Source organism: Agrobacterium sp. H141 (assembly GCF_057158725.1).
Genome location: NZ_JBXENI010000002.1, coordinates 177057 through 202895 on the forward strand (window position 1 = coordinate 177057; position 25839 = coordinate 202895).

General features: G+C 58.3%; 22 protein-coding genes and 1 riboswitch. Of the genes, 8 read left to right on the forward strand and 14 right to left on the reverse strand.

The genetic code is table 11. The annotated features are described in order from the left end of the window. The first annotated feature begins 5 nt into the window (after positions 1 to 5). A complete protein-coding gene (locus ACWPM9_RS21035) occupies positions 6 to 1280 on the forward strand; it encodes an NAD(P)/FAD-dependent oxidoreductase (RefSeq protein WP_484757832.1) in 1275 nt (424 codons plus the stop codon). Between the two features lie 82 nt (positions 1281 to 1362). Here ACWPM9_RS21035 and ACWPM9_RS21040 read toward each other — a convergent pair whose 3' ends face one another. From ACWPM9_RS21040 to argE, 6 genes are all read right to left on the reverse strand, one after another. After that, on the reverse strand, positions 1363 to 2820 hold the full coding sequence (locus ACWPM9_RS21040) for an NAD-dependent succinate-semialdehyde dehydrogenase (RefSeq protein ID WP_484757833.1): 1458 nt from the start codon (positions 2818 to 2820) through the stop codon (positions 1363 to 1365). 22 nt (positions 2821 to 2842) lie between these two features. Next, positions 2843 to 3883: a tartrate dehydrogenase gene (locus ACWPM9_RS21045; protein ID WP_484757834.1), complete on the reverse strand. Its 1041-nt coding sequence runs from the start codon at positions 3881 to 3883 to the stop codon at positions 2843 to 2845. A 13-nt stretch (positions 3884 to 3896) separates the two neighbouring features. After that, on the reverse strand, positions 3897 to 5360 hold the full coding sequence (locus tag ACWPM9_RS21050; RefSeq protein WP_484757835.1) for an aldehyde dehydrogenase family protein: 1464 nt from the start codon (positions 5358 to 5360) through the stop codon (positions 3897 to 3899). Positions 5361 to 5529: 169 nt separating this feature from the next. Further along, on the reverse strand, positions 5530 to 5880 hold the full coding sequence (locus tag ACWPM9_RS21055; protein ID WP_428189246.1) for a cupin domain-containing protein: 351 nt from the start codon (positions 5878 to 5880) through the stop codon (positions 5530 to 5532). Positions 5881 to 5904: 24 nt separating this feature from the next. Next, positions 5905 to 6828: a 2-hydroxyacid dehydrogenase gene (locus ACWPM9_RS21060; protein ID WP_428189245.1), complete on the reverse strand. Its 924-nt coding sequence runs from the start codon at positions 6826 to 6828 to the stop codon at positions 5905 to 5907. A 34-nt stretch (positions 6829 to 6862) separates the two neighbouring features. Then, positions 6863 to 7987, reverse strand: coding sequence for an acetylornithine deacetylase (gene argE, locus ACWPM9_RS21065; RefSeq protein ID WP_484757836.1), 1125 nt, complete (start codon positions 7985 to 7987; stop codon positions 6863 to 6865). A gap of 231 nt (positions 7988 to 8218) precedes the next feature. Between argE and ACWPM9_RS21070 the strand changes: the two genes are divergently transcribed. After that, a complete protein-coding gene (locus ACWPM9_RS21070) occupies positions 8219 to 9118 on the forward strand; it encodes a GNAT family N-acetyltransferase (RefSeq protein WP_484757837.1) in 900 nt (299 codons plus the stop codon). Between the two features lie 275 nt (positions 9119 to 9393). Here ACWPM9_RS21070 and ACWPM9_RS21075 read toward each other — a convergent pair whose 3' ends face one another. From ACWPM9_RS21075 to ACWPM9_RS21090, 4 genes are all read right to left on the reverse strand, one after another. Then, positions 9394 to 10212 (reverse strand): ABC transporter ATP-binding protein, encoded by an 819-nt coding sequence (locus ACWPM9_RS21075; protein WP_484757838.1) that lies wholly within the window; start codon positions 10210 to 10212, stop codon positions 9394 to 9396. After that, on the reverse strand, positions 10209 to 11183 hold the full coding sequence (locus ACWPM9_RS21080; RefSeq protein ID WP_484757989.1) for a FecCD family ABC transporter permease: 975 nt from the start codon (positions 11181 to 11183) through the stop codon (positions 10209 to 10211). The genes ACWPM9_RS21075 and ACWPM9_RS21080 overlap by 4 nt, the downstream gene beginning before the upstream one ends. A gap of 62 nt (positions 11184 to 11245) precedes the next feature. After that, positions 11246 to 12286, reverse strand: coding sequence for a FecCD family ABC transporter permease (locus ACWPM9_RS21085; RefSeq protein ID WP_484757839.1), 1041 nt, complete (start codon positions 12284 to 12286; stop codon positions 11246 to 11248). Positions 12287 to 12291: 5 nt separating this feature from the next. Beyond that, the gene (locus ACWPM9_RS21090; protein WP_484757840.1) at positions 12292 to 13290 is read right to left on the reverse strand and encodes an iron-siderophore ABC transporter substrate-binding protein; all 999 of its coding nucleotides are present in this window, start codon (positions 13288 to 13290) and stop codon (positions 12292 to 12294) included. Between the two features lie 344 nt (positions 13291 to 13634). Here ACWPM9_RS21090 and ACWPM9_RS21095 point away from each other — a divergent pair, with 344 nt between their 5' ends. Next, on the forward strand, positions 13635 to 15752 hold the full coding sequence (locus ACWPM9_RS21095) for a TonB-dependent siderophore receptor (RefSeq protein WP_484757841.1): 2118 nt from the start codon (positions 13635 to 13637) through the stop codon (positions 15750 to 15752). Positions 15753 to 15812: 60 nt separating this feature from the next. Here the strand turns inward: ACWPM9_RS21095 and ACWPM9_RS21100 are convergent, their stop codons facing one another. The 4 genes from ACWPM9_RS21100 to repA all read right to left on the reverse strand — a co-directional run bounded on the left by ACWPM9_RS21100 (position 15813) and on the right by repA (position 20591). Then, the gene (locus ACWPM9_RS21100) at positions 15813 to 16706 is read right to left on the reverse strand and encodes a helix-turn-helix domain-containing protein (RefSeq protein WP_484757842.1); all 894 of its coding nucleotides are present in this window, start codon (positions 16704 to 16706) and stop codon (positions 15813 to 15815) included. Between the two features lie 345 nt (positions 16707 to 17051). After that, positions 17052 to 18266 carry a plasmid replication protein RepC gene (gene repC / locus ACWPM9_RS21105; RefSeq protein WP_484757843.1) on the reverse strand — a complete coding sequence of 405 codons (1215 nt, stop codon included), beginning with the start codon at positions 18264 to 18266 and terminating at the stop codon, positions 17052 to 17054. 154 nt (positions 18267 to 18420) lie between these two features. Further along, the gene (gene repB / locus ACWPM9_RS21110) at positions 18421 to 19383 is read right to left on the reverse strand and encodes a plasmid partitioning protein RepB (protein WP_484757844.1); all 963 of its coding nucleotides are present in this window, start codon (positions 19381 to 19383) and stop codon (positions 18421 to 18423) included. Then, positions 19380 to 20591, reverse strand: coding sequence for a plasmid partitioning protein RepA (repA, locus tag ACWPM9_RS21115; protein WP_428189294.1), 1212 nt, complete (start codon positions 20589 to 20591; stop codon positions 19380 to 19382). Before repA ends, repB begins: the two co-directional genes overlap by 4 nt. A gap of 800 nt (positions 20592 to 21391) precedes the next feature. Further along, positions 21392 to 21500: riboswitch (guanidine-I (ykkC/yxkD leader) on the forward strand. Positions 21501 to 21578: 78 nt separating this feature from the next. Here repA and ACWPM9_RS21120 point away from each other — a divergent pair. The 5 genes from ACWPM9_RS21120 (at position 21579) to ACWPM9_RS21140 (ending at position 25837) form a co-directional block, all read left to right on the forward strand. Next, positions 21579 to 22652 carry a putative urea ABC transporter substrate-binding protein gene (locus ACWPM9_RS21120; RefSeq protein WP_484757845.1) on the forward strand — a complete coding sequence of 358 codons (1074 nt, stop codon included), beginning with the start codon at positions 21579 to 21581 and terminating at the stop codon, positions 22650 to 22652. A 62-nt stretch (positions 22653 to 22714) separates the two neighbouring features. Next, positions 22715 to 23533 (forward strand): ABC transporter permease, encoded by an 819-nt coding sequence (locus ACWPM9_RS21125; protein ID WP_484757846.1) that lies wholly within the window; start codon positions 22715 to 22717, stop codon positions 23531 to 23533. Beyond that, positions 23530 to 24315, forward strand: coding sequence for an ABC transporter ATP-binding protein (locus tag ACWPM9_RS21130; RefSeq protein ID WP_484757847.1), 786 nt, complete (start codon positions 23530 to 23532; stop codon positions 24313 to 24315). The genes ACWPM9_RS21125 and ACWPM9_RS21130 overlap by 4 nt, the downstream gene beginning before the upstream one ends. 38 nt (positions 24316 to 24353) lie before the next feature. Further along, on the forward strand, positions 24354 to 25172 hold the full coding sequence (locus ACWPM9_RS21135) for an urea amidolyase associated protein UAAP1 (RefSeq protein ID WP_484757848.1): 819 nt from the start codon (positions 24354 to 24356) through the stop codon (positions 25170 to 25172). Between the two features lie 14 nt (positions 25173 to 25186). After that, positions 25187 to 25837 (forward strand): urea amidolyase associated protein UAAP2, encoded by a 651-nt coding sequence (locus ACWPM9_RS21140; RefSeq protein WP_484757849.1) that lies wholly within the window; start codon positions 25187 to 25189, stop codon positions 25835 to 25837. Positions 25838 to 25839: the final 2 nt, after the last annotated feature.

Below are 25839 nucleotides of genomic sequence, written 5' to 3' on the forward strand. Positions count from 1 at the left end.
TATCCATGAAATACCTGTCCTACTGGCACGATACGTCATCCGCCTTCGCCGGGGCCGTCAAAGGACCGGTCGAGGGGCACTACGATGTCGCGGTGATCGGCGCAGGCTTTACCGGGCTTGGCGCAGCGCGGCAGCTCGCCAAGGCCGGAACGAAGGTGATCGTGCTGGAGGCGGAAATCGTCGGTTACGGTGCGTCGGGACGCAATGGCGGCCATCTCAACAATGGCCTGGCGCACAGCTATCTGGCGGCCAAGGCGGAGATCGGCAAGGAGCGCGCCATTGCGCTCTATCAGGCGCTGGATGCCTCGATCGACACGCTGGAGGCCATCATTGCCGAGGCGGGTATCGACTGCAATTTCCGCCGGACCGGCAAGCTGAAGCTGGCATCCAAGCCGCAGCATTTCGGCAGTATCGCGAAGAATTTCGAGGCAGTGCATGCCGAAGTCGATCCGGATACCGCGCTGCTTTCGCCGGCCGATCTGAGAGATGAAGTCGGCTCGCCCTTCCACGGAGCCATGCTGTCGAAGAAGAGCGCGATGATGCATATGGGGCGCTACGTTGCCGGTCTCGCCGAAGCGGCAAGCCGCAGTGGTGCGGTGATTGCCGAAAAGGCGGCGGTCACGGAGCATCGCCAGGCAGAGGGGCGGCATGTCCTGACGACCGCAAGAGGTGTTGTCACGGCAGATCAGGTTCTGGTCGCGACCGGCGCCTACACCACGTCGAATTTCGGTTATTTCCGCCGTCGCATCATCCCGGTCGGGAGTTTCATCATCGCCACCCGGCCACTTACGGATGCGGAGATCGCGGCGACCATGCCGGGCAACCGCACCTGCGTGAACTCGATGAATATCGGCAATTATTGGCGTCTTGCGCCGGATAACCGGCTGATCTTCGGAGGCAGGGCGCGTTTCTCTGCCACGTCCGACCAGCGGTCAGACGCCAAGAGCGGTGCGATCCTGCGCGAAAGCCTGATGAAGATCTTCCCGCAACTGGCACATGTCGAAATCGACTATTGCTGGGGCGGCCTGGTCGATATGACCAGCGACCGGTTCCCGCGTGCGGGTTATCAGGATGGCACATGGTATGCGATGGGCTATTCCGGCCATGGAGCGCAACTTTCCACCCATCTCGGCATGACATTGGCCGATGCCATGCTCGGACGGCCAGACCAGAATCCTCTCAAGGGCCTCGACTGGCCAGCGGTTCCGGGACATTTCGGCAAGCCCTGGTTCCTCCCCCTGGTCGGGCTCTACTACAAGGCGCTCGACCGGTTTCAGTAACGCGCAGCCGGTTTCGGCGGGGCAAGCAAAAGGGGAGTTGCTTCGGCAACTCCCCTTCAACATTTGGGCGATCACAAGTGGCTCAGGCGAGTCCGCCGATGTGCAAGGATTTTATCTCCAGATATTCCTCGATGCCGGCTCGTGCACCTTCACGGCCGAGGCCGGATTGCTTAATACCGCCAAACGGCGCAACTTCTGTCGAGATGGCACCGGTGTTGAGGCCGATCATGCCGAATTCCAGTGCCTCGCCGACGCGCCAGGCGCGTTTCAGGCTTTCCGTGTAGAAATAGGCAGCGAGGCCAAAAGGCGTGCCATTGGCAATCGTCAGCGCGTCTTCTTCCGTTTCGAAGCGGAAGAGCGGGGCTACCGGTCCAAAGGTCTCCTCGCTGGCAAGCTGCATCTCCGTCGTGGCGCCGGTAAGGACCATGGGTGCCGCATATTGTGCGCCATCAGGCATATTGCTACGGGTCGTGATAATCTTGGCACCCTTGGCAAGCGCGTCGTCGACATGGCGGTTAATCTTGGCGATAGCGGCCTCGTTGATCATCGGCCCGATCGAAACACCGGGGGAGGTGCCGGGTCCAACCTTCATAGCGCTTACGCGTTTGCTGAGTTTGTCGGCAAAGCTGTCGTAGATGCCGGCCTGCACGAGAATCCGGTTGGCGCAGACACAGGTCTGTCCGCCATTGCGGAATTTCGAGGCGATCGCGCCCTCGACAGCCAGATCGAGGTCGGCGTCGTCGAAGACGATGAACGGGGCATTGCCACCGAGTTCGAGTGAAAGGCGCTTGACGCTATCGGCGGCACCGCGCATCAGCAGGGAACCGACGCGGGTGGATCCGGTGAAGGAAATTTTCCGCACCGTCTCGTTTGCCATGATCTCGCTGCCGATGTCTGTTGGCATGCCAGTGACGATGTTGATGACTCCGGCGGGAATGCCGGCCTTCTCTGCCAGCCAGCCGATGGCGAGAGCCGAAAAAGGGGTGAATTCTGAGGGTTTGACGACTACTGTGCAGCCTGCGGCAAGGGCAGGGGCGACCTTGCGGGTGATCATCGCATTGGGGAAGTTCCAGGGTGTGACGATACCGCAAACACCGACCGGCTCTTTCAGGACGACAATGCGCCGATCTGCTGTCGGGGACGGGATGGTGTGGCCTTCGATGCGCCGGGCTTCCTCGGCGAACCACTTGACGAAGGAAGCACCGTAGCGGATCTCCCCGCGTGCCTCGTCAAGCGGCTTGCCCTGTTCGGTTGTCAGGATCAGCGCAAGATCCTCGATATACTCAAGCATCAGCGCATGCCATGCTTCGAGGAGTGCTGCCCTCTCACCATGGGTCTTCTTCTTCCAGGTGCCGTATGCGGCGGAGGCCGCCTCGATGGCGGCACGGGTTTCCGCACGCCCCATGTCCGGCACCGTGCCGAGAACCGATTGGCTGGCCGGATCGATCACGTCGATAGTCTTTCCGGACGCTGCCGGTGTCCACTGGCCGCCAATCAAGGCGTGTTGCCGGAAAAGGCCGGGTTCTCTCAAGGTCTGCATTTTCTGTCCTGTCTCAAATAAGTCATAGTGCTGCAAGAATCGCAGCGGTGATTGCCTCGGTCCGGTCCTTGCCCGGAATGGTGCCGATGCCGCTCGCCGTCGTGCGCTCGATGGCCGCTATGATGGCTGTAGCGGTTTCGGTTTCGCCCAGATGGTCGAGCATCATGGCTCCGGACCAGATCGTGGCGATCGGATTGGCGATGCCGAGATGGGCGATATCGGGTGCCGAACCGTGCACCGGCTCGAACATCGAGGGTGCCGTTTTGTCCGGATTGATGTTGGCGGAGGCGGCAAATCCAAGCCCACCCTGGATGGCGGCGCCCAGATCGGTCAGAATGTCGCCGAACAGATTGGAAGCGACGACCACGTCAAGGCTTTCCGGCGCCATGACCATGCGCGCCGCCATGGCGTCGATATGGTAGCTGGTGACCTCGATATCCGGGTAGTCGGCAGCGAGTTGCTGGGTCACCTCGTCCCAGAAGACCATCGAATATTTCTGAGCGTTCGACTTGGTAACTGAGGCGAGTTTTCCGCGGCGTTTGCGCGCCTGTTCGAAGGCAAAACGCAGGATGCGTTCGACACCCGTGCGGGTGAAAATCGAGGTTTCGACCGCCACTTCATCGGCTGTGCCCTGATGGATGCGGCCGCCTGCGCCGGAATACTCACCCTCGGTGTTTTCGCGGATGCAAAGAATGTCAAAGGCGTCCGCCCTGAGTGGACCCTGAACCCCCGGCAGCAGCCGGTGAGGGCGGATATTGGCATATTGCACGAAGCTCTTGCGGATGGGCAAGAGGAGACCGTGCAGCGAAACCGCATCAGGCACCTGCTGCGGCCAGCCGACCGCGCCGAGCAGGATGGCGTCGAAACTGCGCAGCGTCTCAATACCGTCCTGAGGCATCATCGCGCCGGTTTCCTTGTAGAAGGCGCAGGACCAGGGAAATTCAGTGCCATCGAGCGCGAAACCGGCCGCACCGGCAGCCTTCTGCAGCACCGACCAGGCAGCAGCCGTGACATCGCCTCCAATGCCATCGCCGGGAATGAGGGCAATCCTGTGGGTTTTCATCGTGCGCATATCCTCAAAGTCTGATCAAGACGCTCTTGCTCTTGCGGTTGGCCTGGAAGGCTTCGCGACCAAGATCCTTGCCGATGCCGGATTGCTTGTAGCCGCCGGTCGGCAGGATATGGTCGCGCGATCGGCCATATCGGTTGACCCAGATGGTCCCGGCTTGAAGGCGGCGGGTGAACCGGATCGCGCGGGAAAGATCGCGAGTGAAGAGCCCGGCGGCCAGCCCGTAGGTGGGATGCGCGGCCAGTGACAGGGCTTCTTCCTCGTCGCGGAAGGTCTGCAGTGTCAGCACAGGACCGAAGATCTCCTGCGTGACGGCAGGCGATTTTTCGTCGACTCCGGCAATCAACGTCGGGGCATAGAAATAGCCGGGCGCGTCCATCGACGCCCCGCCTGTGAGGCATTCGCCGCCAGCTGCAACGGCAGCCGAGACGATCGAGTGGATGCGCTGACGCTGCTGATCTGAAATGATGGGCGAATACTGGGCCGCCGCATTCCAGGTCGGCATGGGATGAACGGCATTCATGTGTCGCAGGATAGCGTCGACAAGCGGCGCTGCGACACTTTCCTCGACGATGAGCCGTGATCCGGCAACGCAGGCCTGTCCGGCATTGCTGATGATGCTGGTAGCGATTGCGGTTGCCGCCTTGTCGAGATCGGCATCCGCAAAGACGAGCTGCGGGCTCTTGCCGCCGAGTTCCAGCGTCATCGATTTGATGCCGGTGCGGGCGACATTTTCCATGATCGCTGAGCCTGCGCGCGTCGAGCCGGTGAAACTAACCTTGGCGATGTCGGGATGGGCGGTGATGGCATTGCCGGTCAGCTGGCCGTCGCCGAGCACGACGTTGATCAGCCCTGCCGGCATGCCGGCGCGCACGGCAAGTTCCGCGAGATAGATGGCGGAAAACGGCGTCATCTCGGAGGGCTTCAGCACCACGGCATTGCCGGCGGCAAGGGCAGGGCCGAGTTTCCAGGCAGCCATGGAAATGGGGAAGTTCCAGGGGGTTATGGCGCCGACCACGCCATAGGGTTCTGTCACGATCATGCCGAGATTGTCGTCATCGGTCGGCACTAGGTCGCTGCCTTCCTTGTCGGCGAATTCGGCAAAGAAGCGGATCTGCTCGGCCGAAATGGCAATATCGCCGTCGATCAGATGACCGACCGGCCGGGTCGAGGAAAGCGCTTCGAGCTTGGCGAGCGTGACCGCTTCGTTCTGGATCAGGTCGGCCCAACGGTGCATCACGTTCAACCGCTCGCGTGGGCGAAGGCCGCCCCAGTTGCTGGTCTTCAGTGCCGCCTTGGCAGTCGCGACCGCACGGTCGACCATGTCGGCGTCTGCCCGCGGGCAGCCGGCATAGGACTTGCCGTCTGAGGGGCGGTGCATCGGGATAACGCCATCGGCCGAGAGGAGGCTGTCTCCGATGAAATGCCCGATTGGAAGGGGCAGACTGGTGGGATCGAAACTCAGGGTCATCAGGCTTACCTCGCATCTCTGTCTTGCGAGGTTACCGGCACGCCCGAAGTAGTATGCACCGATCACGGCGAGGGCAGCGGATGAAAAACCTGTTTTGCGGCTGCCACGCAGCGTAATCGTCGGTGCTCAGTCGTGACTGCGGCGACTATGACCGCCGCAGTTAACGTTTTCAGGCCGTTACGTAGATTTTGCGGACCGTCTCGATCGTTCTCCAGGTGCCGACGAAGCCGGGTTTCATGACGAAACTGTCGCCAGCTTTGTAAGTTACCGGCTCGCCGCCTTCCGGCGTGATTTCCACGAGGCCCGAAAGGATATGGCAAAACTCGAAGGTCCCGCCCTTGATCGAATGGGTGAGCCCGGGCGTGGCTTCCCATACACCGGTGTGAATGGTTTCGTTACGGGCTGCGTCCTGCGCCCATGTCTTGAAGCTGGGGTTTCCGGAGATCAGTCGCTCCGGGGTCGGCACAGCCTCGCGCGGCGCAAAGGACGGGGTGGGATCGATGGTTTTCAGAAGCGACATGATTTTCCTTTCGGGTTGAATAAGTCAGTATCCGCGCTGGCGGTCGACAAGGCCTGTCGGCTCCAGACCGGCGCGCAGGCGTTTGATGTTGTCGATGACGGCCTTCGCTGCGGAATGCGGCTGCGTGACACTTGCCACATGGGGTGTCAGCAGTATGCGGGGATGGCTCCAGAAAGCATGACCGGCCGGAAGCGGCTCCGGGTCAGTCACATCGACAACGGCGCCGGAAAGCTGCCCGCAGTCGAGCGCCTGGATCAGGTCTTCGTGGTTGAGCTGTGGTCCTCGGCCCGTATGAACGAGGCCAGCCCCCTGTCGCAGGCGGCTGAAGAGATCCGCGTTGAGCAGCCCGCGCGTCTCTGCCGTGAGCGGAAGCATGCAGATCAGAATGTCGGTTGCAGACAGCATTTCGTTCAGGCCATCGCTTGCCACATGGCACGTCACGCCTTCAATCGCGTGGGTCGATCGGCTCCAGCCTGAAAGCCGGAAGCCGAAGGGTTTCAACCGCTCGAGCACGGCCTGTCCGAGCAGGCCGAGGCCAAGCACGCTTACACGCCGCTCAGGCGCTTGTTGCGCGGCCAGTGCCTGCCAGATCCCCTGCCGCTGCTGGCCCAGATAAGCAGGCAGGTCACGGTGCAACGAGAGTACGGCAAGCGTCACATACTCCTGCATCATGCGAACGATGCCTTCTTCCACCATGCGGACCACCTTCACATGGGCGGGCACATCGGCAATGCGAAACTGGTCGACGCCAGCGCCGATGGAAAACAGCACTTCGAGATTGCGGTAGCGCGTAAGGTCTTCGGGAACTGTCCATGTGATCAGGTAACGGACGGTTGCCGGATCAACCGTGCCGGGGTCCATTGAGAAAAGCAGATCCGGCAGATCCCGCGCAAAAGCGTCCCGGAAGATGGCGCCGCGGTACACATCGGAGTGAAAGAGGAAGGTCATCGGGCAGGGGCTCCGTTCGCTATCTGTCGAGATGTTAGGCGCAGAAGCGCTTGCCGAGCGTCTCGATCATCGACTGACATGCGGAAAGTTCGCTTGCCAGGATGTATTCGTCGGGTTTGTGGGCGCGGCTTATATCGCCCGGACCGCAGATGATGGCGTCGACGCCGGCTGCCTGGAAAAGGCCTGCTTCCGTCCCATAGCTGACCGCGGCGAGCGGCTCCTGGCCGGTGAGTTCCGTGAAAAGGTCGGCAAGCGCCGTCTGACGCGCCAGGGAGAGCGCCGGATAGGCGCTCAGGTCGTTCCATTCGACGCCGAACCCGGATGCCCGCAATGCCTCGGCGGCAATACGAACCGGCGCCAGCAGGGTTGCGGCATCGACGCCCGAGATGGCGCGTGCCTCGACATCCAGCGTGCACTGATCGGGAATGATGTTGAGCGCCTGGCCGCCCTGGATCAATCCGGCCTGCAAGGAGGAATAGGCTGGGTCGAAGGTTGGGTCGAAAGGACCGTTTGCGAGATCTTGCGCCGTCGAAACCGCCATACCCAGCACCGTTGCCATGGCATGCACGGCATTCAAACCGAGATCGGGCCTGGACGAGTGACCGGACCGCCCACGCAGCGTGATACGAGCAGCCGCCTTGCCCTTATGCGCGAGAATGGGCCGCATTCCGCTGGGCTCGCCGATCACCGCGCCCAGCGGTGCCACGCACAGTTCGGGCAACCGGGAAAGGAGATGCGGCACACCGCGGCAACCGGCTTCTTCGTCATAGGAAAAGGCGAGGTGGATGGGCCGGGTTAAGGATGATGCTGCCAGCGCGGGGACGGCGGCCAGTGCAGCAGCTAGAAACCCCTTCATGTCGCTGGTACCACGGCCAAAGAGCGCTTCTCCATCGCGCCGCAGGACAAAGGGATCACTGCTCCAGCCCGCTTCCTGCGCGGGAACGACGTCCATGTGACCGGACAGAATGTAACCAACTTTGTCTGAGGGACCGATGGTGGCGAAGATATTGGCCCTATCGCCCTCGGGGCCGGGGAGAACATGTACGGTGACGCCGAAGCCCTCTAGGTAGGACCTGACCAATTCGACGATGCCGGCATTCGACGTGCCGACGATGGACGGGACCCTTACCAGCGCTGTCAGAATTTCAATGGCATCCATTGCGCTGTTCCTTGTGCGGTTTCTGGCACCCGCTTCAGCTCTTGGTGGCAGTTCGACTTGAAAGATTAGGTGCGAGCGGCATGAATGGCTGCCGAAAGTGATCGCCAGACGGTCAATTCTTGCGCCGGATGCGGCCGCAGAAGCCGATTATTCTGCAAGGGCTGAATAGAATGACTGAAAACAGAGTATGTTGCGGCCGGCGAAGCTTCGTTTGCCGCAAGGGAGGGGACGATGGATTTGAAAATTCCCGATACGTTGCATGTCGACGCATACCAGATGCGTTTCGCAAATGTGGCGGATGTCGATGTAGAGCAGTTGCATGCGCTCTCGATCGCCGTCGGTTGGCCGCATCGGGCGGAAGACTGGCAGTATCTGCGTGACCTCGGCCATGGTTTCGTCGCTCTCGACGAAATCGACCGTGTGATGGGATCCGCCATGTGGTTCCCCCATGGAGAGCACTTCGCCACCATTGGCATGCTGATTACCTCGCCGCGGCTGCAGGCCAACGGGACGGCGAAATGGCTGATGCAGCGTGTTCTGGCCGAATGCCCCGGCATGGGCCTGCGGCTCAATGCAACGCGCGCCGCGCGCCGCCTCTATCGCTCTCTCGATTTTGTAGCGCAGCAGACGGTGTTTCAGTGTCAGGGGGAGGCCCGCAGACCGGCAGAGACGGCTGCCTTGCCCGCCGGACATGAGATCCGGCAGTTGCTGTCGAGTGATCTTGACGCGGTCATCGCACTCGATAAGCCGGGATTTGCGGTTGCTCGCCCCGACCATCTCCTCCGCTTGTTCGAGAGTTCTGTCTGCTATGGGCTGTTTCGCGGCAAAGAATTGTCGGCATATTCCATGAGCCGTCCCTTTGGACGGGGCCACGTGCTTGGTCCGATTGCTGCAATGTCCGTTGAAGAGGCAATCGCCGTTGCGCGGCCCCATGTGGACATTCACGCGGGTAGTTTCCTGCGTGTCGATACACATTTCGAGACTGGCCCCTTTGCCATTTTCTTACAGCAATGCGGTCTGCCGATCTTTGACACCGTGACGACCATGACACTCGGCGAAGGTGCCGATTACGGCACAGCTAGCGAAGATCGCGCCACGCTCTTCGCTCTTGCCTCGCAATCCATGGGCTGACAAAGCAGCGCGATCTAAAGCGCTGCCCATCGGAGATCCATGATGTGATCCAGTTTTTCCAGGAGTTTGGCACAGCGAATATGACGCAGTTCGTTGAGTCGGCGACCCGTTTTTGCGACTTCCTGCGCAACAATGACAAGCAGCCCCGTCAAAGTCATGCACAGACTTGCGCGCACGTTCCATGCACTGCCTCGCTTTTCCCGGCGCTCCGTCTTTTTTGCCCTCCCTGAGAGAGGGGTCCTGCTGAATACTTCGACGCCAAGGTGGAAAACGGCTTATGCCAGCGCATTCTGCGCGTGCACCATGCCGTGGCGGCCGATCGGCAGCATGATAGGCCGCCCGGAGGTCGGGTCGGTGATGATGAAGCTTTCAAGGCCGAAAACCTCACGGATATTCGCCTCCGTCAACACCTCTTCGGCACTGCCTGAAGCATGGACGCAGCCGCCCTCCATGGCGACGAGAAAATCGGCATAGCGGGCAGCCAGATTGAGGTCGTGCAACACCATGACGATGGTTGTGCCGCGCGTCTGGTTGAGATCGGTCAGCAGGTCGAGCACATCGACCTGGTGGCTGACATCGAGAAAGGTGGTCGGCTCATCGAGCAGCAAGACTTCGGTTTCCTGGGCAAGCGCCATCGCAATCCACACGCGCTGGCGCTGACCGCCGGACAGTTCGTCGATCGGCCGCTCGGCCAGCGATATTGTCTTCGTCACGTCCAACGCAGCGGCCACCGCTTCGTCATCCCTCCGGCTCCAGCGGGAGAACAATCCCTGATGCGGATTGCGACCGCGGCTGACGAGGTCGGCGACCGTGATGCCCTCGGGCGCGATCGGCGATTGCGGCAGGAGGCCGAGCGTTTTCGCCAATTCGCGCGTCGGAGTTTGGTGGATCGACTTGCCGTCGAGCAGCACTTGACCTCTTTGTGGCGACAAAAGCCGAGACATGGTGCGCAGCAAGGTCGACTTGCCACAGGCATTGGCGCCGACAATCGCCGTGATGCGACCCGGTGGAATGGCGAGATCCAGCCCGTCGATAATCAGGCTCTCGCCATAGCCGGCAGCAAGCCCGCTCGCGGTCAGGGAATGGGTCGTCATAGCGAAGCTCCGGCGCGATTCACGCGGATAATGAGATAGATGAGATAAGGTGCGCCAAGTGCACCGGTGACGACACCCACGGGATAGCGGTGCGGCAGCAGAAATTGCCCGAGATAGTCGCCGCAAAGCACAAGGCAGGCACCGATTAGCGCCGCGGGCAAAAGAATCGATCCATTTGCCCCGACGATCCGGGCAGCTATCGGGCCCGACAGGAAGGCGACAAAGGCAATCGGACCGGCGACGGCCGTGGCAATGGCGATCATGCCGACCCCGGAGACGATCACGATGATACGCGTTTGGGCGACGCCGACACCGAGCGCTGCCGCCGTGTCGTCACCCAGCCGCAGCGCATCGAGATCGCGGGCGCGGCTGAGAAGTAGCGAGCCGAACACCGCGAGACCCACGAGCAGGGGCAGGCTCTGGCCTAGCGTTGCGCCGTTCACGCTACCAGATATCCAGCGCATCGCCTCCTGCAAATTCCAGGCGGATGCGCCCGAAAGGATATAGGCAATGACGCTCTCGATCATGGCGGAGATCCCAATGCCGACGAGGATGAGGCGCGTTCCGGCGACCCCATTGCGGAATGAAAGCCCATAGACCAGCAACGCCACTGCAAGCCCCGAGACGACTGCGATGACAGAAACGATCGGGCCATCCAGCGATAGCACGACAATGCAAATCACGGCGGCCGCGCTCGCCCCGGAGCTGACGCCGATGATGTCGGGGCTTGCCAGGGGATTACGCAACATGGTCTGGAAGGCGACGCCGCCGAGACCAAAGCAGAGACCGGACAGGATAGACAGGATAGCGCGCGGCAGGCGCAATTGCCCGACCGTGAACGAAGCCCCAGCCACCTGTTCGCCGAGCAGGACCCTGAAGACGTCCCCGGGTGGGGTGAACGACTGGCCGAGCATCAGCGTTAAGGCGAACATAGCTATCAGCAAGGCGAGTAGCGCGCCGATGACAATCATGCGGCGGCGCGCGCGGCTCTGTCGGCCTTGAGCCAGCAGGGTGATGGTGGAGGTGAAGGCCGTCACAATTCGCGAACCTTCTGACGCCTGACAATCCAGATGAAGAATGGTCCGCCGACCAGTGCGGTGACGATTCCAACGTCGAGTTCGCCAGGTCGGACCGCGATGCGCCCGATCACGTCACCTGAAATCAGCAGGCAGGCACCGCCCAGCGCCGAGAAAGGCAGGAGCCAGCGATGATCAACCCCGACCAGCATGCGGCAGACATGCGGCACAACAAGGCCGACAAAACCGATCGGGCCACAGATTGCCGTGGTGGCACCACAAAGAAGGACCGCGCCGAGTGCGGCCACGGCCCGCGCCACGACGATGCGCTCGCCAAGGCCGGCGGCCAGTTCATCGCCCAGGGCCATCGCATTCAGCTTGCGTGCTGATAGCAGGCACAGAACCATACCGGACAACAGAAATGGCCATACGTCCAGGATGCTATCGAAGCTGGCCCCGCCGACGCCGCCGATCTGCCATGAGCGAATGCCTCCGGCAATGTCGTTGCGCGGCAGGACGACGGCGATCACCAGCGAGGCAAAGGCCACGGAGGTTGCAGCCCCCGCGAGCGCGAGCTTGAGCGGGGTTGCACCGCCGCGCCCAAGCGAGCCGATGGCATAAACAAAGACCGATGTCAGACCTGCACCGGCAATGGCCATCCAGATATAGGCGGAGGTCGCACTGATATTGAACCAGGCAATGCCAACAACCACAGCCAGTGACGCGCCGATATTGACGCCGAGAATGCCGGGATCGGCGAGTGGATTGCGTGTAACACCTTGCATGACAGCGCCGGCCAGGCCGAGTGCGCCACCGGCGAGAAAGGCAAGCATTGTGCGCGGAATACGCATGGCCACAGCCGCTTGGCCTATTGTGTCCGCTTGCCCCCTCAGGGCGGCCAGCACATCCGCGCCGGAGACATCACGTGTGCCGACCGTCAGCGAGGCGACGCACAGAAATACACCCACGATCATGACGATGACGAGCCAGAGGCTGCGGTTTCTGTTCGACTGCCCGACATAGGAGAGCGGTCTTTCGGCAAGACTGTTCGCGCTCATTGGGTCTATCTGACAGACTTTCTGGCGGCTTCCGCAAGCAGCGCCACATAATCCTTCAATACCCAGGAAATCGACAGCGGTGTCGGATTGGCTGCGGTACCGATCGGATTTCGCCCTAAGGTGACGATGGCGTCATTCTTGACAGCGGGCATATGGGCGAGAAGCGGATTGGCTTTCATTGCGTCAACAAGCGTGCGGTCTCCATAGGTGACAACGATATCGACATCATCAAAGGCGTCTATGCGCTCGGCACTGATCGAGCCAGCGAACCGACCAGTATTCGACGCCTCTCCAACGCTTTTCGGGGTCTCAAGTCCGAGGTCACCGAAGAATTGCACGCGGGTGTCCTGGGTCGTGTAGAAATTGACAATGCTGAGGTCGCGCGGATCGAGATGGGTGATGAACATCGCCGTCTTGCCCTTGAGCTCAGGATATTTTGCGACCTCCTCAGCAATTTCTGTCTCGAGTGACGTAATGAGCTCTTCGCCTTTGCTGGCCATGCCAAGACCAGCGCTGTTAAGGCGGATCATCTCCCGCCAATCGGTTGACCACGGTGCCTTGGGATAGGCGACAACGGGGGCGATCTGGCTCAGCGTATCGTAGTCCGCCTGGCTGAGACCGGAATAAGCCGCAAGGATGACATCTGGCCGCGTGGCAGCCACGGCCTCGAAATCGATACCGTCGCCCTCGTCGAACAGGGCAGGGACCGTGGCTTTGAGTTCCAAAATTCGTTCCGCCACCCAGGGTAGCACGCCATCGCCATCATCATCGCCAAAATTGGCTGCTGCAAAGCCAACCGGTACGATCCCCAGCGCCAGCGGCACTTCGTGGTTTGCCCAGGCGACGGTCACCACCCGTTCCGGCTTTTTCAAGATCACCGTCGTGCCGAGCGCATGTTTGATTTCAAGCGGGTAGGGCGCGGCATCCTGCGCCTGGGCAGCCGATACGGCGGCAAGACCAAGGCTTGTCGCAATTGACAGGATCAGTCGCAGGATGCGCAACATGGCCGACTCTCCAAGGTGAGTTCATTTAAGTTGACTTTCACTTTCAGCTTAAAAAGGGAAGGTCAAGTCTCATCCAAAAGGCCTGATTGGCAGATCACGAACTTTCCGGGGAATCCTACAAAACGTCGAAAAGTTACAATACTTGATAAAAATAATCATATTAAAAGTGTCATGACTGGGGACGTCAGACTTCCCTGCATTGAGCCGGCCGACCGAGAGGGGACCTTGGTCGAGACGGTTGCAGGGACATTCCACCGGATGTTTTCCGATCGCTTCTCAAAGGCAAGACCGGTGCCCTCTGCCGGTTGCCCGCCATCGCAACATCAAAAATCTGGAATTCGAATATGAGTATCGTGAAGACAGGCGTAGAACACAAGACGGCTCTTTTGCGTTATCGCACAGCGGTGCTTCTAGGTTGCACCGCGATTGCGGCCTTTCCTGCGGCATCCCCGATGGCGCAGGATGCCGCTGCTGGCAATACCGTGCTGGAAACAATCACTGTCGTGGGCGGCGGCGGTGACGACGATGCAAGTTCAATCGTAGCGAACAAGACAACCGGTAGCAGCAAGATGGCAACCGATATCCTGGTGACACCGGCTTCCGTGTCGGTCATCACCGCCAAGGAAATCGAGCAACGCGGCGCGCAAAGCGTCGAGGAGGTCATCAACTATACCGCTGGTGTGACGGCTGACTTCTACGGCTCCGACGACCGTTTCGACTATTACAAGATCCGTGGTTTCGACGCCTGGGCCTATCGCGACGGCATGACCGTCGGCGACCCCTTTGGCGGCATTCGCGAAGAGCCCTATATCTTCGAGCGCGTTGAGGTGCTCAAGGGGGCAAGCTCAACTGTGTTCGGCGTGTCCGATCCCGGTGGTTCCGTCAACTATAGCACCAAGCTGCCGAAGACGGCGCGGTTCGGCGAGGTCTATGCGACAGGTGGCTCTTTCAATCATGCCGAAGGCGGCTTCGATTTCGGCGACAACATTACCGACGACGATACGCTGTCCTATCGACTGACCGGAAAGCTACAGAGGTCAGACAAGGAATATGACTACTCGCGTGACGGCGAGAACCTCATCATGGGTGGTCTCACCTGGCGTCCAAGCGGCGATACCAGCCTAAGCGTCGTGTTCGATCATCTCGACCGCGACAGCGTGCCCGGTGGTGGTGGCCTGCCTGTCGGCTACGACCTCGACCGCAGCACCTTTCTTGGCGAGCCTGACTACAACTATGACACCACCAATCGCAATACGTTCAGCGTTCTGTTTGACCACGATTTCAACAATGGCCTGACCTTCAACGCCAATGCGCGCTATACCCGCTCCAAGACCGGTTTCGGCTATGCCTATGTCTATGAACCGACCGACAATGGCGACACCATCGCCGATCGCTACTATTTCGGCAGCGACAAGTCTGACCGTGATTTCATCGGCGATGTCTATTTCCAGTATGATGGAAGCTTCAACACGGTTGAAAGCCGGACCCTGGCCGGACTGACCTTCAACGATCATTCCGGAGAATCGGATCTGTTCTACCAGACTGCACCCGGTATAGACTGGACCAATCCTGTCTATTCAGGAGCACCCACTTATGCAGGTCCCTATAGCAGCACGAATTCCGAGCGCTCCACCACTGCCCTCTATCTCCAGCAGGACCTGACCTTTTTCGACCGGCTGACCGCCACGATCGGCTTGCGTAATGACTGGCTCGACTTATCGGAGAAGAACAAGCTCACAAACGTCACGACGTCTGATGACTACAGCGAATTCTCCACGCGCTTCGGCCTGAGCTACAAGGTCACTGAGGAGTTCGCAGTCTTCGCCAGCTATGCCGACTCCGTCGCGCCGCCCTCGATTGGCACCGCGCCGGAGCTAGGTGAGCAATACGAAATCGGGGTCAAGTATCGCCCGGACGATGTCCCGGCGCTGTTTACCGCGTCCGTCTATGACCTGACGAAGAATAATATCACACGCACCAATCCGGCAACGATGATGCAGGAAACCATTGGTGAAGTCAGGGTTCGTGGCATTGATCTGGAAGCAAAGGCAGAGATGAACGACAATCTCAGCCTCACTGCAGCCTATTCCTACATGAAGTCTAAGATCGTCGAGAACGGAACTTCAGCCAATGAGGGCAACGAGATGTCCTTTGTGCCAAACCACTCGGCGTCCTTGTGGCTGGATTATGCGCTGGAAGGTGAAGGACAGCGCGGCGATATGACCTTTGGTGTCGGAGCGCGCTATCAGGGGCCATATTTCTTCACCGATGCCAACGAGATCAAGTCCGACAGTGCTATCGTCTTCGACGCAGCATTCAGCTATGCGATTAGGGAAAATACCAAGTTGCAGATAAACGCCACCAACATCTTCAACGAGAAACATGTGGCTTACGGCGGCTATGGCGCGGACTGGTACAATCCTGGCCGTGCGATCTATGCGACGATCCGCCAGACTTGGTAACTCGCAGAGGCCTGTCCCGTGTTGCGAGAGGGCAGGCCTTCCTCCATGAAGGGGACAAAGTTAGCGGCTCTGTCGTAGTCGACGCCAAGCCGCCGGCGTCTCGCCGATTACCTGCCTGAAGGCCTTCGTCAGATGCGACTGATCGGAAAAGCCGAGCCGAATAGCGATGTCGGCGAGATTGAGTTCGCTGGCCAATAACAGATCCTGGGCGTGTTCTATCCGCAGTGCGAGCTGCCATTGAAGTGGCGTCTTGCCCGTCGTCTGCTTGAAGGCGGTGGCAAACCAGCTCTCCGATAGCCCGACGATTGCTGCCATCTCCGCCACGGACATCCGGCGGTCGTTGCGCGCCGCCATGCCAGAGATCAGCCTGTTCATCTGTGCCTGCGTCAAACGCGCTGCTGGCTGCGTGTCGGTCTTTCCGGGAATGTCGAGCAGAGCCGTGGCAATGCTGCCAGCCAGGCTCTCCGCATAGACTGCATGCCTGGAAGGACTGGCAAGTTCCGCGACCAGCAAACGGCCCAGCGTCTCGATCGCATCGACATCCTGGATTTCAACAGGACGCTGCAGGATCGATCGTGCCATCGAACCGCCGACAGACGGTGTAAGAAATCGCAAAAGCCGATCCCGATGCAGATGCAGGTCAAGATGAGAGAAGCGGTGCGAGGCGGTAAACCTTGTCCACAACGGCATGCCCGCCGGCACATAAATGGCGCGCGTCATCGGACGGTCATACGCACCGAAGCCATCTTGCTTATTAGACATGCGGATCTGCGAGGAGACTTCTTCAAAGAAGATGACAATGCGCGGATCCGGAGAAAGATAATAGGCGCTGGCACCGGATTGGCCCTCTGCGTCCCAGAACACGCCCAACATGCCATCGAGGCCGCGCCATTTGGCCGGCGCAATTGGCGTTATCCCGTCTGTCTGGCAGATCATCGAATGACGGTAGTTCAACCTCGGCCCCACCCGTTCAAAAAGGGATATAACCTGGATGCCTTCGGGGAAGTGCATAAACTCGGCATATCCGAAGCCCGTCGCGGGCAGACTCCATGCAATTTATCTTGATGCTCACTATCATGTTTTGATGACGGACGCAAAAGCTTCCATTGTACAGTGGATACAGCCTTCATCGACATATCAGCGTAGCCACGACCAAAACGCCCCGCCAACCGGTGATTTGAAGCGTAGAAATTTATTCATGCGCCAGTTCTATTCGCATTCCGTTCAAAGCATTTTGCCTCTGGGCCAGCAGAAACAAAAGATAAACTCGGCCAATCAGACAACGGGGTCGGCATCACGTCATCCAACACGCAAACCAGTCGAACTATTTGTATTGATCAGGGCCATCACCATAGGTCCGAGCGAAAACTCGCCACGCTCTGTGCGCCGTGTCAAATCGCGAAGATATCCCCCAGCAGAAGTGATCATGTTCGCCCGCTCGAGAATGCATGCTACCGCAGTCGCCGCGTTCTCCGGCCCCATTATTTCGCAGGCATCCTGATAAGCTGACGGACTGATACCGAGCATCGATCGTACCACAATGGCAGCCCGCATCATATCACGCCAATTTCCGATAGCCCCACCATCACCGTAGTCGACTATCTGCGGGCAAGCCTTCAAGATCATGCTTAACGGGAACGCCTTCAACGGCGCGTTAATATCGTCCTTTGTTTGGCTCGACCTTGCCCCCTGCTCTTTTCGAGAGCGTGGTTCAAGTTCAGTAGTGGACTCGGGATTTGAATTCTGTATGTGGCGCTCGTATTGAACATCATTGGTGACCATATTAGCTGATTTGTCGTTATTTTCCAGGCGATTGAGTATTTCACCCTTGAGTAACTCCATCTCATCCAGAACGTTTTGCACGTCGTGGATGCTTGGTGACCGAGGGATGCGGCTCACGAGGGCGATGTAGACTGCCTCTATACGCTCCCAGTCGCCTTCTACCCCCTCTTCCACTGCAGCGGTGATGAGCTTTCGCACGTCGCGCCGGGTAATTGTCAAAGCTTCCTTGGCGGTGCGGAACGCGACACGCTCAGCCACAACCTCCTGCGCGAGAGCTGCCAACTCCTCTGCACGGGCCAACATCGGCGACAAGTCGAATCCGAAGGCCGTCTCTATGTCGCCAGATGTTCCCTTGCGGGCATAGCGTTTCCCGTTGGCGCTATCCCTACGCACGATCAAGCCCGCTGAGACCAATGCCGCCAAGTGGCGCCGAAGGGTCGATCCGGCCATGCTATGGGCACGCAGCGAAAGCTGAAGATTGGACGGAAACACCACGAGTTGGGCATCGTCCCTCATCACATTCTCGGGATAAAAGCTCAACAACGCGTCGAGAACAGTCAGGCTGGCGGATTGCAGCCCGAGCCGCGACATGGCGGCCGAGGCATCCCGGAACACCTTCCACTTCTCTGCTGTCTTACCCGATTTGATCTCAGCGCTGGCCTGTTGCCGGCGCACGAGCGCAAGCGTCATAGGCCTCTGCCCAAAGGGCGTAGTTACATTTCCGGTCTGCATTTCCTCTCACCTTTCAGAAGGCAACAAAAAAACGCTCACCAAAACGGTGCCAAGACTCTTGACGATGAATCCCGGAAATGCGAATCTGAATTTGCTACGAAACAGATTGGGCTTCCGGAACGGCGACGTTTTGGGGGCCTTTTCTTTTTGCGGTTCAATATTCCCTTTGTCGTTTAAGCTTGGACTGATGTTCTTCGAACAGCACCAGTAGGTGCTCGCGGACGAATGACGCAAATTCTGGAGCCGCGCGCTTGTCCACCTTAAGATCCAAGGCGGTCTTGGTTTCTGCGACTTGTGCAATTCGGCGCCCATCCGATGTTGTCAGTACGGTTGGAAGTGCTTTTGATTTTGTGCGTGCATTGCGTGACAATATAGCTTTGAAACGCTCCTCAGAGACGAGAGCCTGGACCTCGGCTGAGTTGGCATAGCTTAGCAGTTCATCCGGCGATGTTGCCTTTTCGAACATGTCAGCCATTTTTTGCCATGCAGGACGACCGACACCTGGTGCTGATCCGATAGCATCGATCAGTGACGCGGGCAGTGCGTCAACAAGGATTAACATCTTTGAGAGATTGCTCTTATCCAGTGACATCGAAGAGGCGATCACGTCACGGGAGAAGCGTTCATTCAGACGCGCCGCAAATCTAGCCTTTTCTATATAGGTTAAGTCCTGGCGTTCGTTATTCTCCTGACCTTGCGCCACAACCAACTGTTCGTCCGACAATTCGCGAACGACCGCATTGATGGGGAGACCAAGATCTTGAAGGGCTCGTAAACGCCGATGACCAAATGCGACTTGGTATTTTCCCGGCTTGGCCGGGTGGGGGCGAACAAGGATCGGGACCTGCTGTCCCTGCACGCGAATAGACTCTTTCAGTCCTTCAATGTCGCCTGGCATGCGATCCTGGACAAATGACGGATCGATTTCCGATGTCTTGAGTTGGACGACCGACTGACCTTCAGCAAGCTTCTTCTCTATCTCGTCAGCTCGCGCCTGACGCGCCTTTTCCTCACGGACGGTACTGGCGACCTGATGAACCAGTTTGTTTTCGCCTTGATGCTTCTGCAGGGCGTCTGGTTCGACCTGGATCAGGTTTAGCAAATTCTTGCGGCTCATGCTGCTCTACCCCAAGCTTTCTTGATCAATTGCTCGATCTCACCGTTGACACTGTCCATCGAATCCAATGCGCGGTCATAGGTGCTTCGCGTGAACTGTCCGCGTTCAACTTCGTACAGTGTTTGATTTGTGATGCCCGCATCCGACACCGCCGTAGTCTTCAACATGGGAAAATTGAGGACATGCGTACCGAAAATGGAACGCAAATAGCCAACCATTTGGTTTTGAGGTCCGTCCGCAGGCTCGAAGCGGGTAATGAGATAGCGGAGCCATGCAAAGTCGACATTGCCACCGGCGGTTTGAACTTCGCGCAAAAGATCTGCAACCATCGCCAGGAACTGGTTCATCGACATGACGTCGAGCATTTGCGGATGTACAGTCACCAATACAGAGGTCGCAGCCGTCAGGGCAGACAATGTCAGATATCCGAGCTGAGGGGGGCAGTCGATCACGACCACATCATACTCAGCCTCGATCTCGTCTATGGCATTGCCCAGGCGCTCGAAGAACAGTGCCTCGCCGGCCTGCCGTTTCATGAGAGCTCGTGGAGTGTCATGTTCGAACTCCATCAACTCCAGGTTTCCAGGCACCAAATCCAAGCCCGGAATATAGGTCTTGCGAACGAGCTCTTTGATCGAGCGTTTGTGGTCATCGTATCTAATGGCGCCGTAAATCGTCTCGTTCTCGCCTACGTCCAGCTCGGGCTGATGGCCATAGAGTGCCGACAAACTTGCCTGAGGATCCAAATCGAGTGCCAAGACGCGATAGCCACGCAATGCGAGAAATTGCGCAAGATGCGCTGCAGTGGTCGTTTTGCCCGACCCGCCCTTGAAGTTCATGACGGAGATGATCTGCAGCCCCTCATGGTCTCGCCGATGCGGCACATACATCCGTTCGGCCCGTCCGACCTTATCAAGATGACGCCGGATTATGTCTATATCCTCGACAGAATACGAGCGCCGGCCGCCGGTTGTGGTCTGAATATCAAGGCCTTCGATCTTCTCGGATATCTGACGAAGATAGACTTCCTTTACACCGACGAGCTTTGCCGCCTCTGCCGGCTGAAAATGCCTGATCGTTTTTTTTGCAACGGGAGGAAAGGTGCTGACATGATGCGCTTGAAGCTGCGCAGCAAGGGCAGCAGAATGCCTCTCGATAAGGTCCACTAGTGTGAAAACCGAAGCCTTTTCGTCTGCCATTGCCGTCATCTCTTGTCTGTCCGTTTCGTAACAGCGGTCTTTATCGGTAATTTCGCAAAACACCGCTGCTGCCAATAAGCCTCGATTCTGTCCGTTCGGCAAGGAATTTAAAGTTAACAGAATCCTGACGGCCTTCATTGCCTCCAGAGGAATACATACTCTTTTCGTTTTTCCTCACTTTTTCAAAAGGATAACAAATTTCAGGCCGACAAAAGAAAGCGATAACTAACACAGTTGTCAGCGATTCATATCCTTGAGCACGTCGTTTCAGCGACTGACATAGCCGCCCCAGAGAGAATCAGCAGCGAACAGATTTGCCAGTAGATCGAGGGCCGCGACCTCGTCCAAATTCAAACGCACAAACAAGCGGGCCATTCCATCCTCCTGAAACCATGGCCATTATTGTCTTCGTTGCATTTGAAAATGGAACCCACCCCGCTACACATATCGATCACATAAGATAGCTTATGGAACAATAATACCATTTCTTATCTGTTGCGATTTCTTCGAAACGGCAACCCTCAAGGCCACTAAACTGCCATTCGAGTGTTGTAATCCTCAAGCAATGACTGACGTGCGGCACATATGGCCTAACCGCCAGCCCGGCTGACTGTGCGGCCGGCTGGCGGGATACAGCTTGCTCCTGATGCGATCACATCGTCGCAGCCTGCCTAGCGAAGAGGCAAAGCTGGAGATTCCTTGTGCACTTCATGCGCCAAGTTGACTTTCTTGAAACCGGATATGACCTACATGCGTCTGAAAATTCTAGCGAATTACCGTATTGGCACGCTGCTTGCTTCTTTAGTGGCAGAGTTGGCCGCTAGGGTTCCGCGCATCGCAAGATGCGGCAGGTCCGAGAGCGGCCACCGGCAGGGAGACATCCTGTCGGGTGCACGGCGGGACAAAAACCCGGGAGACCTCGTTAGCCAAGGGATTGGCGACGTTGGGTCTATGCCAATCCCTTTTTTTGAAGAAAGACAAAAAAGGGGAATATCAATGCAGACTTTCAAGAGATTCCTGACCATGTGTGGCCTCGCCACGTCGCTTGCGGTAACAGCGTCGGGCGTTGCCCATTCGGAAGTAAAGAAGGACTTCAAAGTTGCCTGGTCGATCTATGTCGGCTGGATGCCCTGGGGCTATGCCAATGATCATGGCATCGTCAAGAAATGGGCTGACAAATATGGCATTACCATCGATGTCACCCAATTCAACGACTATGTTGAATCCATGAACCAGTTCACCGCCGGCGCCTATGACGCGGTGACGCTGACCAATATGGACGGGCTATCGATCCCGGCAGCGGGTGGCGTTGATACCACGGCCGTTATCGTCGGGGATTTCTCCAACGGCAATGACGCGCTGATCCTGAAAGACGAGGATAAGCTGGAGGACGTGAAGAGCCAGAACGTCAATCTGGTCGAATTCTCGGTCTCGCACTACCTGCTTGCCCGCGCACTGGAGAGCATTGGCCTGTCCGAACGGGATGTGAAGGTCGTCAACACCTCTGACGCCGACATGGTCGCCGCTTATCAGACAAACGACGTCACATCGGTCGTCACCTGGAACCCGCTCGTCTCCACCATCATGGAAGAACAATCCGCTCACAATGTCTTCGACAGCTCCAAGATCCCCGGAGAAATCATCGATCTGATGGCTGCCAATACCGATGTCTTGAAAGACAATCCAGACTTCGGCAAGGCACTTGCCGGTATCTGGTACGACACGATGGCGGTGATGACGGCCGACAGCGATGACGGCAAGGCTGCCCGAACGGCAATGGGACAAGCCTCCGGCACTGATCTCACCGGCTTTGAGGCCCAGATGGCCGCCACCAAGCTGTTCGACAAGGCCGAAGACGCGGTCGCCTTCACCACGTCCCCCGATCTGCCGACCACAATGGATCACGTCCGTAACTTCCTGTTCGAGAAAGGCCTTCTTGGTAATGGCGCATCATCTGCTGATGTCATTGGCATCGAAATGCCGGATGGCTCTGTGCTCGGCGACAAGGGCAATGTGAAAATGCGCTTTACCTCCACTTATATGGACGCCGCCGCCAACGGCCAGCTGTGATCGCCTGAACCGACGCCGGGTGCCACGGCGCCCGGCAATCATCGCTCAGCACGGAGCAGACAATGCGTTGGATCAATACACGACCGAGCCCCGGCACCCGACTTTTCCTCGGGATTGCGCCGTTTGCCGCCGTGCTGATTGCCTATATGATCGGTTCTGCGGCCAGATTGGCCGAGAATGCCAATGACAAGCTGTTGCCCAGCTTTGCAGGCTTTGCCGATGCCATTGACCGCATGGCCCTGGTGACTGATCCCCGCACCGGCGATTACTTGCTCTGGATGGATACATCCACCAGCTTGATCCGGCTTTTCTCCGGCATCGGCATTGCAACAATCATCGCTCTTGTGATCGGCATGCTGATTGGCATGCTGCCCTATATGCGCGCTCTGCTTGCGCCATTTGTAGCAGCCATATCCATGATACCGCCGCTCGCGCTTCTGCCGATCCTGTTCATCGCGCTCGGGCTTGGCGAAACGTCGAAGATCGCGCTCATCGCCATCGGTGTTACGCCGATCATGATCCGCGATCTGGCGATGACCACGTCAGCACTGCCGCGCGAGCAGATCATCAAGGCAGAGACACTTGGAGGGTCATCCTGGCTGATTGGCCTCAGGATCATACTGCCACAGATACTGCCACGTTTGATCAACACACTGCGTTTGCAGCTTGGCCCGGCATGGTTGTTCCTGATTGCCGCCGAAGCGATCTCCTCTGAAGCCGGGCTCGGCTACCGCATCTTCCTCGTCCGGCGCTATCTGGCGATGGATGTGATCTTTCCCTATGTAGCCTGGATCACCCTTCTGGCTGTGATGACCGACCTTCTGCTGGATCGATTGCGATCCTCCGTCTTTCCCTGGTCGAATGTGGAGCGGCAGGCATGAGTGCGCTCGTCATCGACAAGGTGTGGAAGGAATATGCCGATAATATCGTGCTTGAAGACGTTTCTATCGAAATAGAATCGCGCGCCTTCGTGGCTTTGGTCGGCCCGTCTGGATGCGGTAAGTCCACCTTCCTGCGCATGCTTCTGGGACAAGAACATCCAACGCGCGGGACCATCTTGATGGATGGCGCGCCGTTACCACGCGAACCAGGCGCCGACCGAGGCGTGGTTTTCCAGCGCTACTCCGTCTTTCCGCATCTGAGCGTGCTTGGCAATGTGCTGATCGGCAAGGAAATAGGCAAGGCCACTGTCACCGGACGGTTGTTTGGCACTGCGCGAAAAGCAGCCATAGATGAAGCCCGTATATTGATCGACGAAGTCGGCCTATCCCATGCTCTGCATCAATATCCGGCCCAGCTTTCCGGTGGCATGCAGCAGCGATTGGCGCTGGCTCAGGCGCTGATCATGAAACCGAAGGTCCTGTTGCTGGATGAGCCGTTCGGCGCGCTCGATCCTGGCATCCGCGCGGAAATCCACACCCTGATGAGACGGCTCTGGCACGAAAACGCCATGACCGTTGTCATGGTCACCCACGACATGCGCGAGGCCTTTACGCTGGCGACCCGTGTCGTTGCCTTCGAGCGTCGACGCGATCGCAGCGAAGAAAAGCTTCGCTTCGGTGCAACGATCACACGCGACCTGCCTCTTTGGCCGCCCCGTATTGCGGGGCAGCCAGCACAATTTCGACCTGACCGGGACGACCCGGCCACAACAGGTCAATAGTCGGGACGGCCCGACATGCATTCACCAGGAGACGAAACGTGCATATCAAACGCTCAACCGAGGAAATCGCCGCCAACCGCGCGCGCTATGAGGAGCATCAGCGCAAGGGCCTGCAATTTGCGCCGAAGGCCCTGCCCAGCAAAAGTCCTGTTCCGGCACCCCAAATCGCCAACGACAAGATCGTCCATTGTGAAGTCATTCCGGGAGGCTGGTATTGGTGGACATCCGTCAAGGAGAACGAGACATTGCGCGTCTCGCTCGACGCAGGGTTCTCAACAGTTTCGCTTGTGTCCTGGAATGCCGATGACCCGTCTGAAAGATTGAACCTGCCCGATACCGTGAAGTTGCAATGGACCACCGGTCTCGGCAAAGGCCGGGTGATCTTCTCCGACATGGGCAAGGTCATGTTTTCGGTGACCGAGGATTCGAGCGGCGCTCATGACGTCCTGATGGGCGGGTCCACCGCCGCCTCCAACGCAAAACGCTATGGCGACACCAAAACCCGAAATACCCGCGACAACTTCTTAATCGTCGCCAACAAACTCGGCCTCGACAAGCGCGACATTCCGGCAGCCCTGTCACTGTTTGCACCTGTGCGTGTCGACAAGGACGGAAAATTTGGCTGGAAGCCCGAGCTCTTGAACGGTGCAGACTATATCGAACTGCGCGCCGAAATGGACATGGTCGTCGGCTTATCCAACTGCCCTCACCCTCTTGATCCAAACGAGAGCTATGCGCCCAATCCGGTGACTGTGACCCGCATAGTGGCTGTCGAACCGGCCGCAGACGACCTCTGCCGCACCGCTACCGCTGAGGCAGTGCGCGGATTTGAAAACAACGCATTCGCGCAAGCCTGAGGGAGGCCCGAACCATGACCCCATTTAAAGCCACCTCTCCCGCCCGCAGCCTCGAAAACGCGGTGCAGGATCACCACGTGCCAGCTGAAGCTCCCTTCTCCACCATCGTCAGGAAGGGCCAGATCCTGCGCATTGAGGACTCTTACGGCCAACAGGCAATCGATACATTGTTTTACAATGCTGACGATTTTTCCGAGCGCTATTCCAATCAGGACACCATGCGCATGCAAGGTGCAGCCTACATCTCGACAGGCACCAAGATCATGTCGAACGAAGGCCGCGCCATGCTGACCATGACAGCCGATAGCTGCGGTCGTCATGACACGGCAGCAGGCGCATGCTCTTGCGAAAGCAACACCGTACGCTTCGGGCATGAAACCAGATATCTGCATGCTTGCCGCGACAATTTTGTGCTCGAAGTGTCCAGGCACGGCATGAGCAAACGCGATGTCGTGCCCAATATCAATTTCTTCATGAATGTGCCGATCGAGCCATCCGGTGCAATGACCATTGTCGACGGTATTTCAGCGCCCGGCGACTATGTCGAAATGAAGGCTGAGATGGATGTTCTCCTGGTGATTTCCAACTGCCCTCAGATCAACAATCCCTGCAACGGTTTCGATCCCACGCCGATCCGCGTGATGGTCTGGGACGACAAGGCCTGATC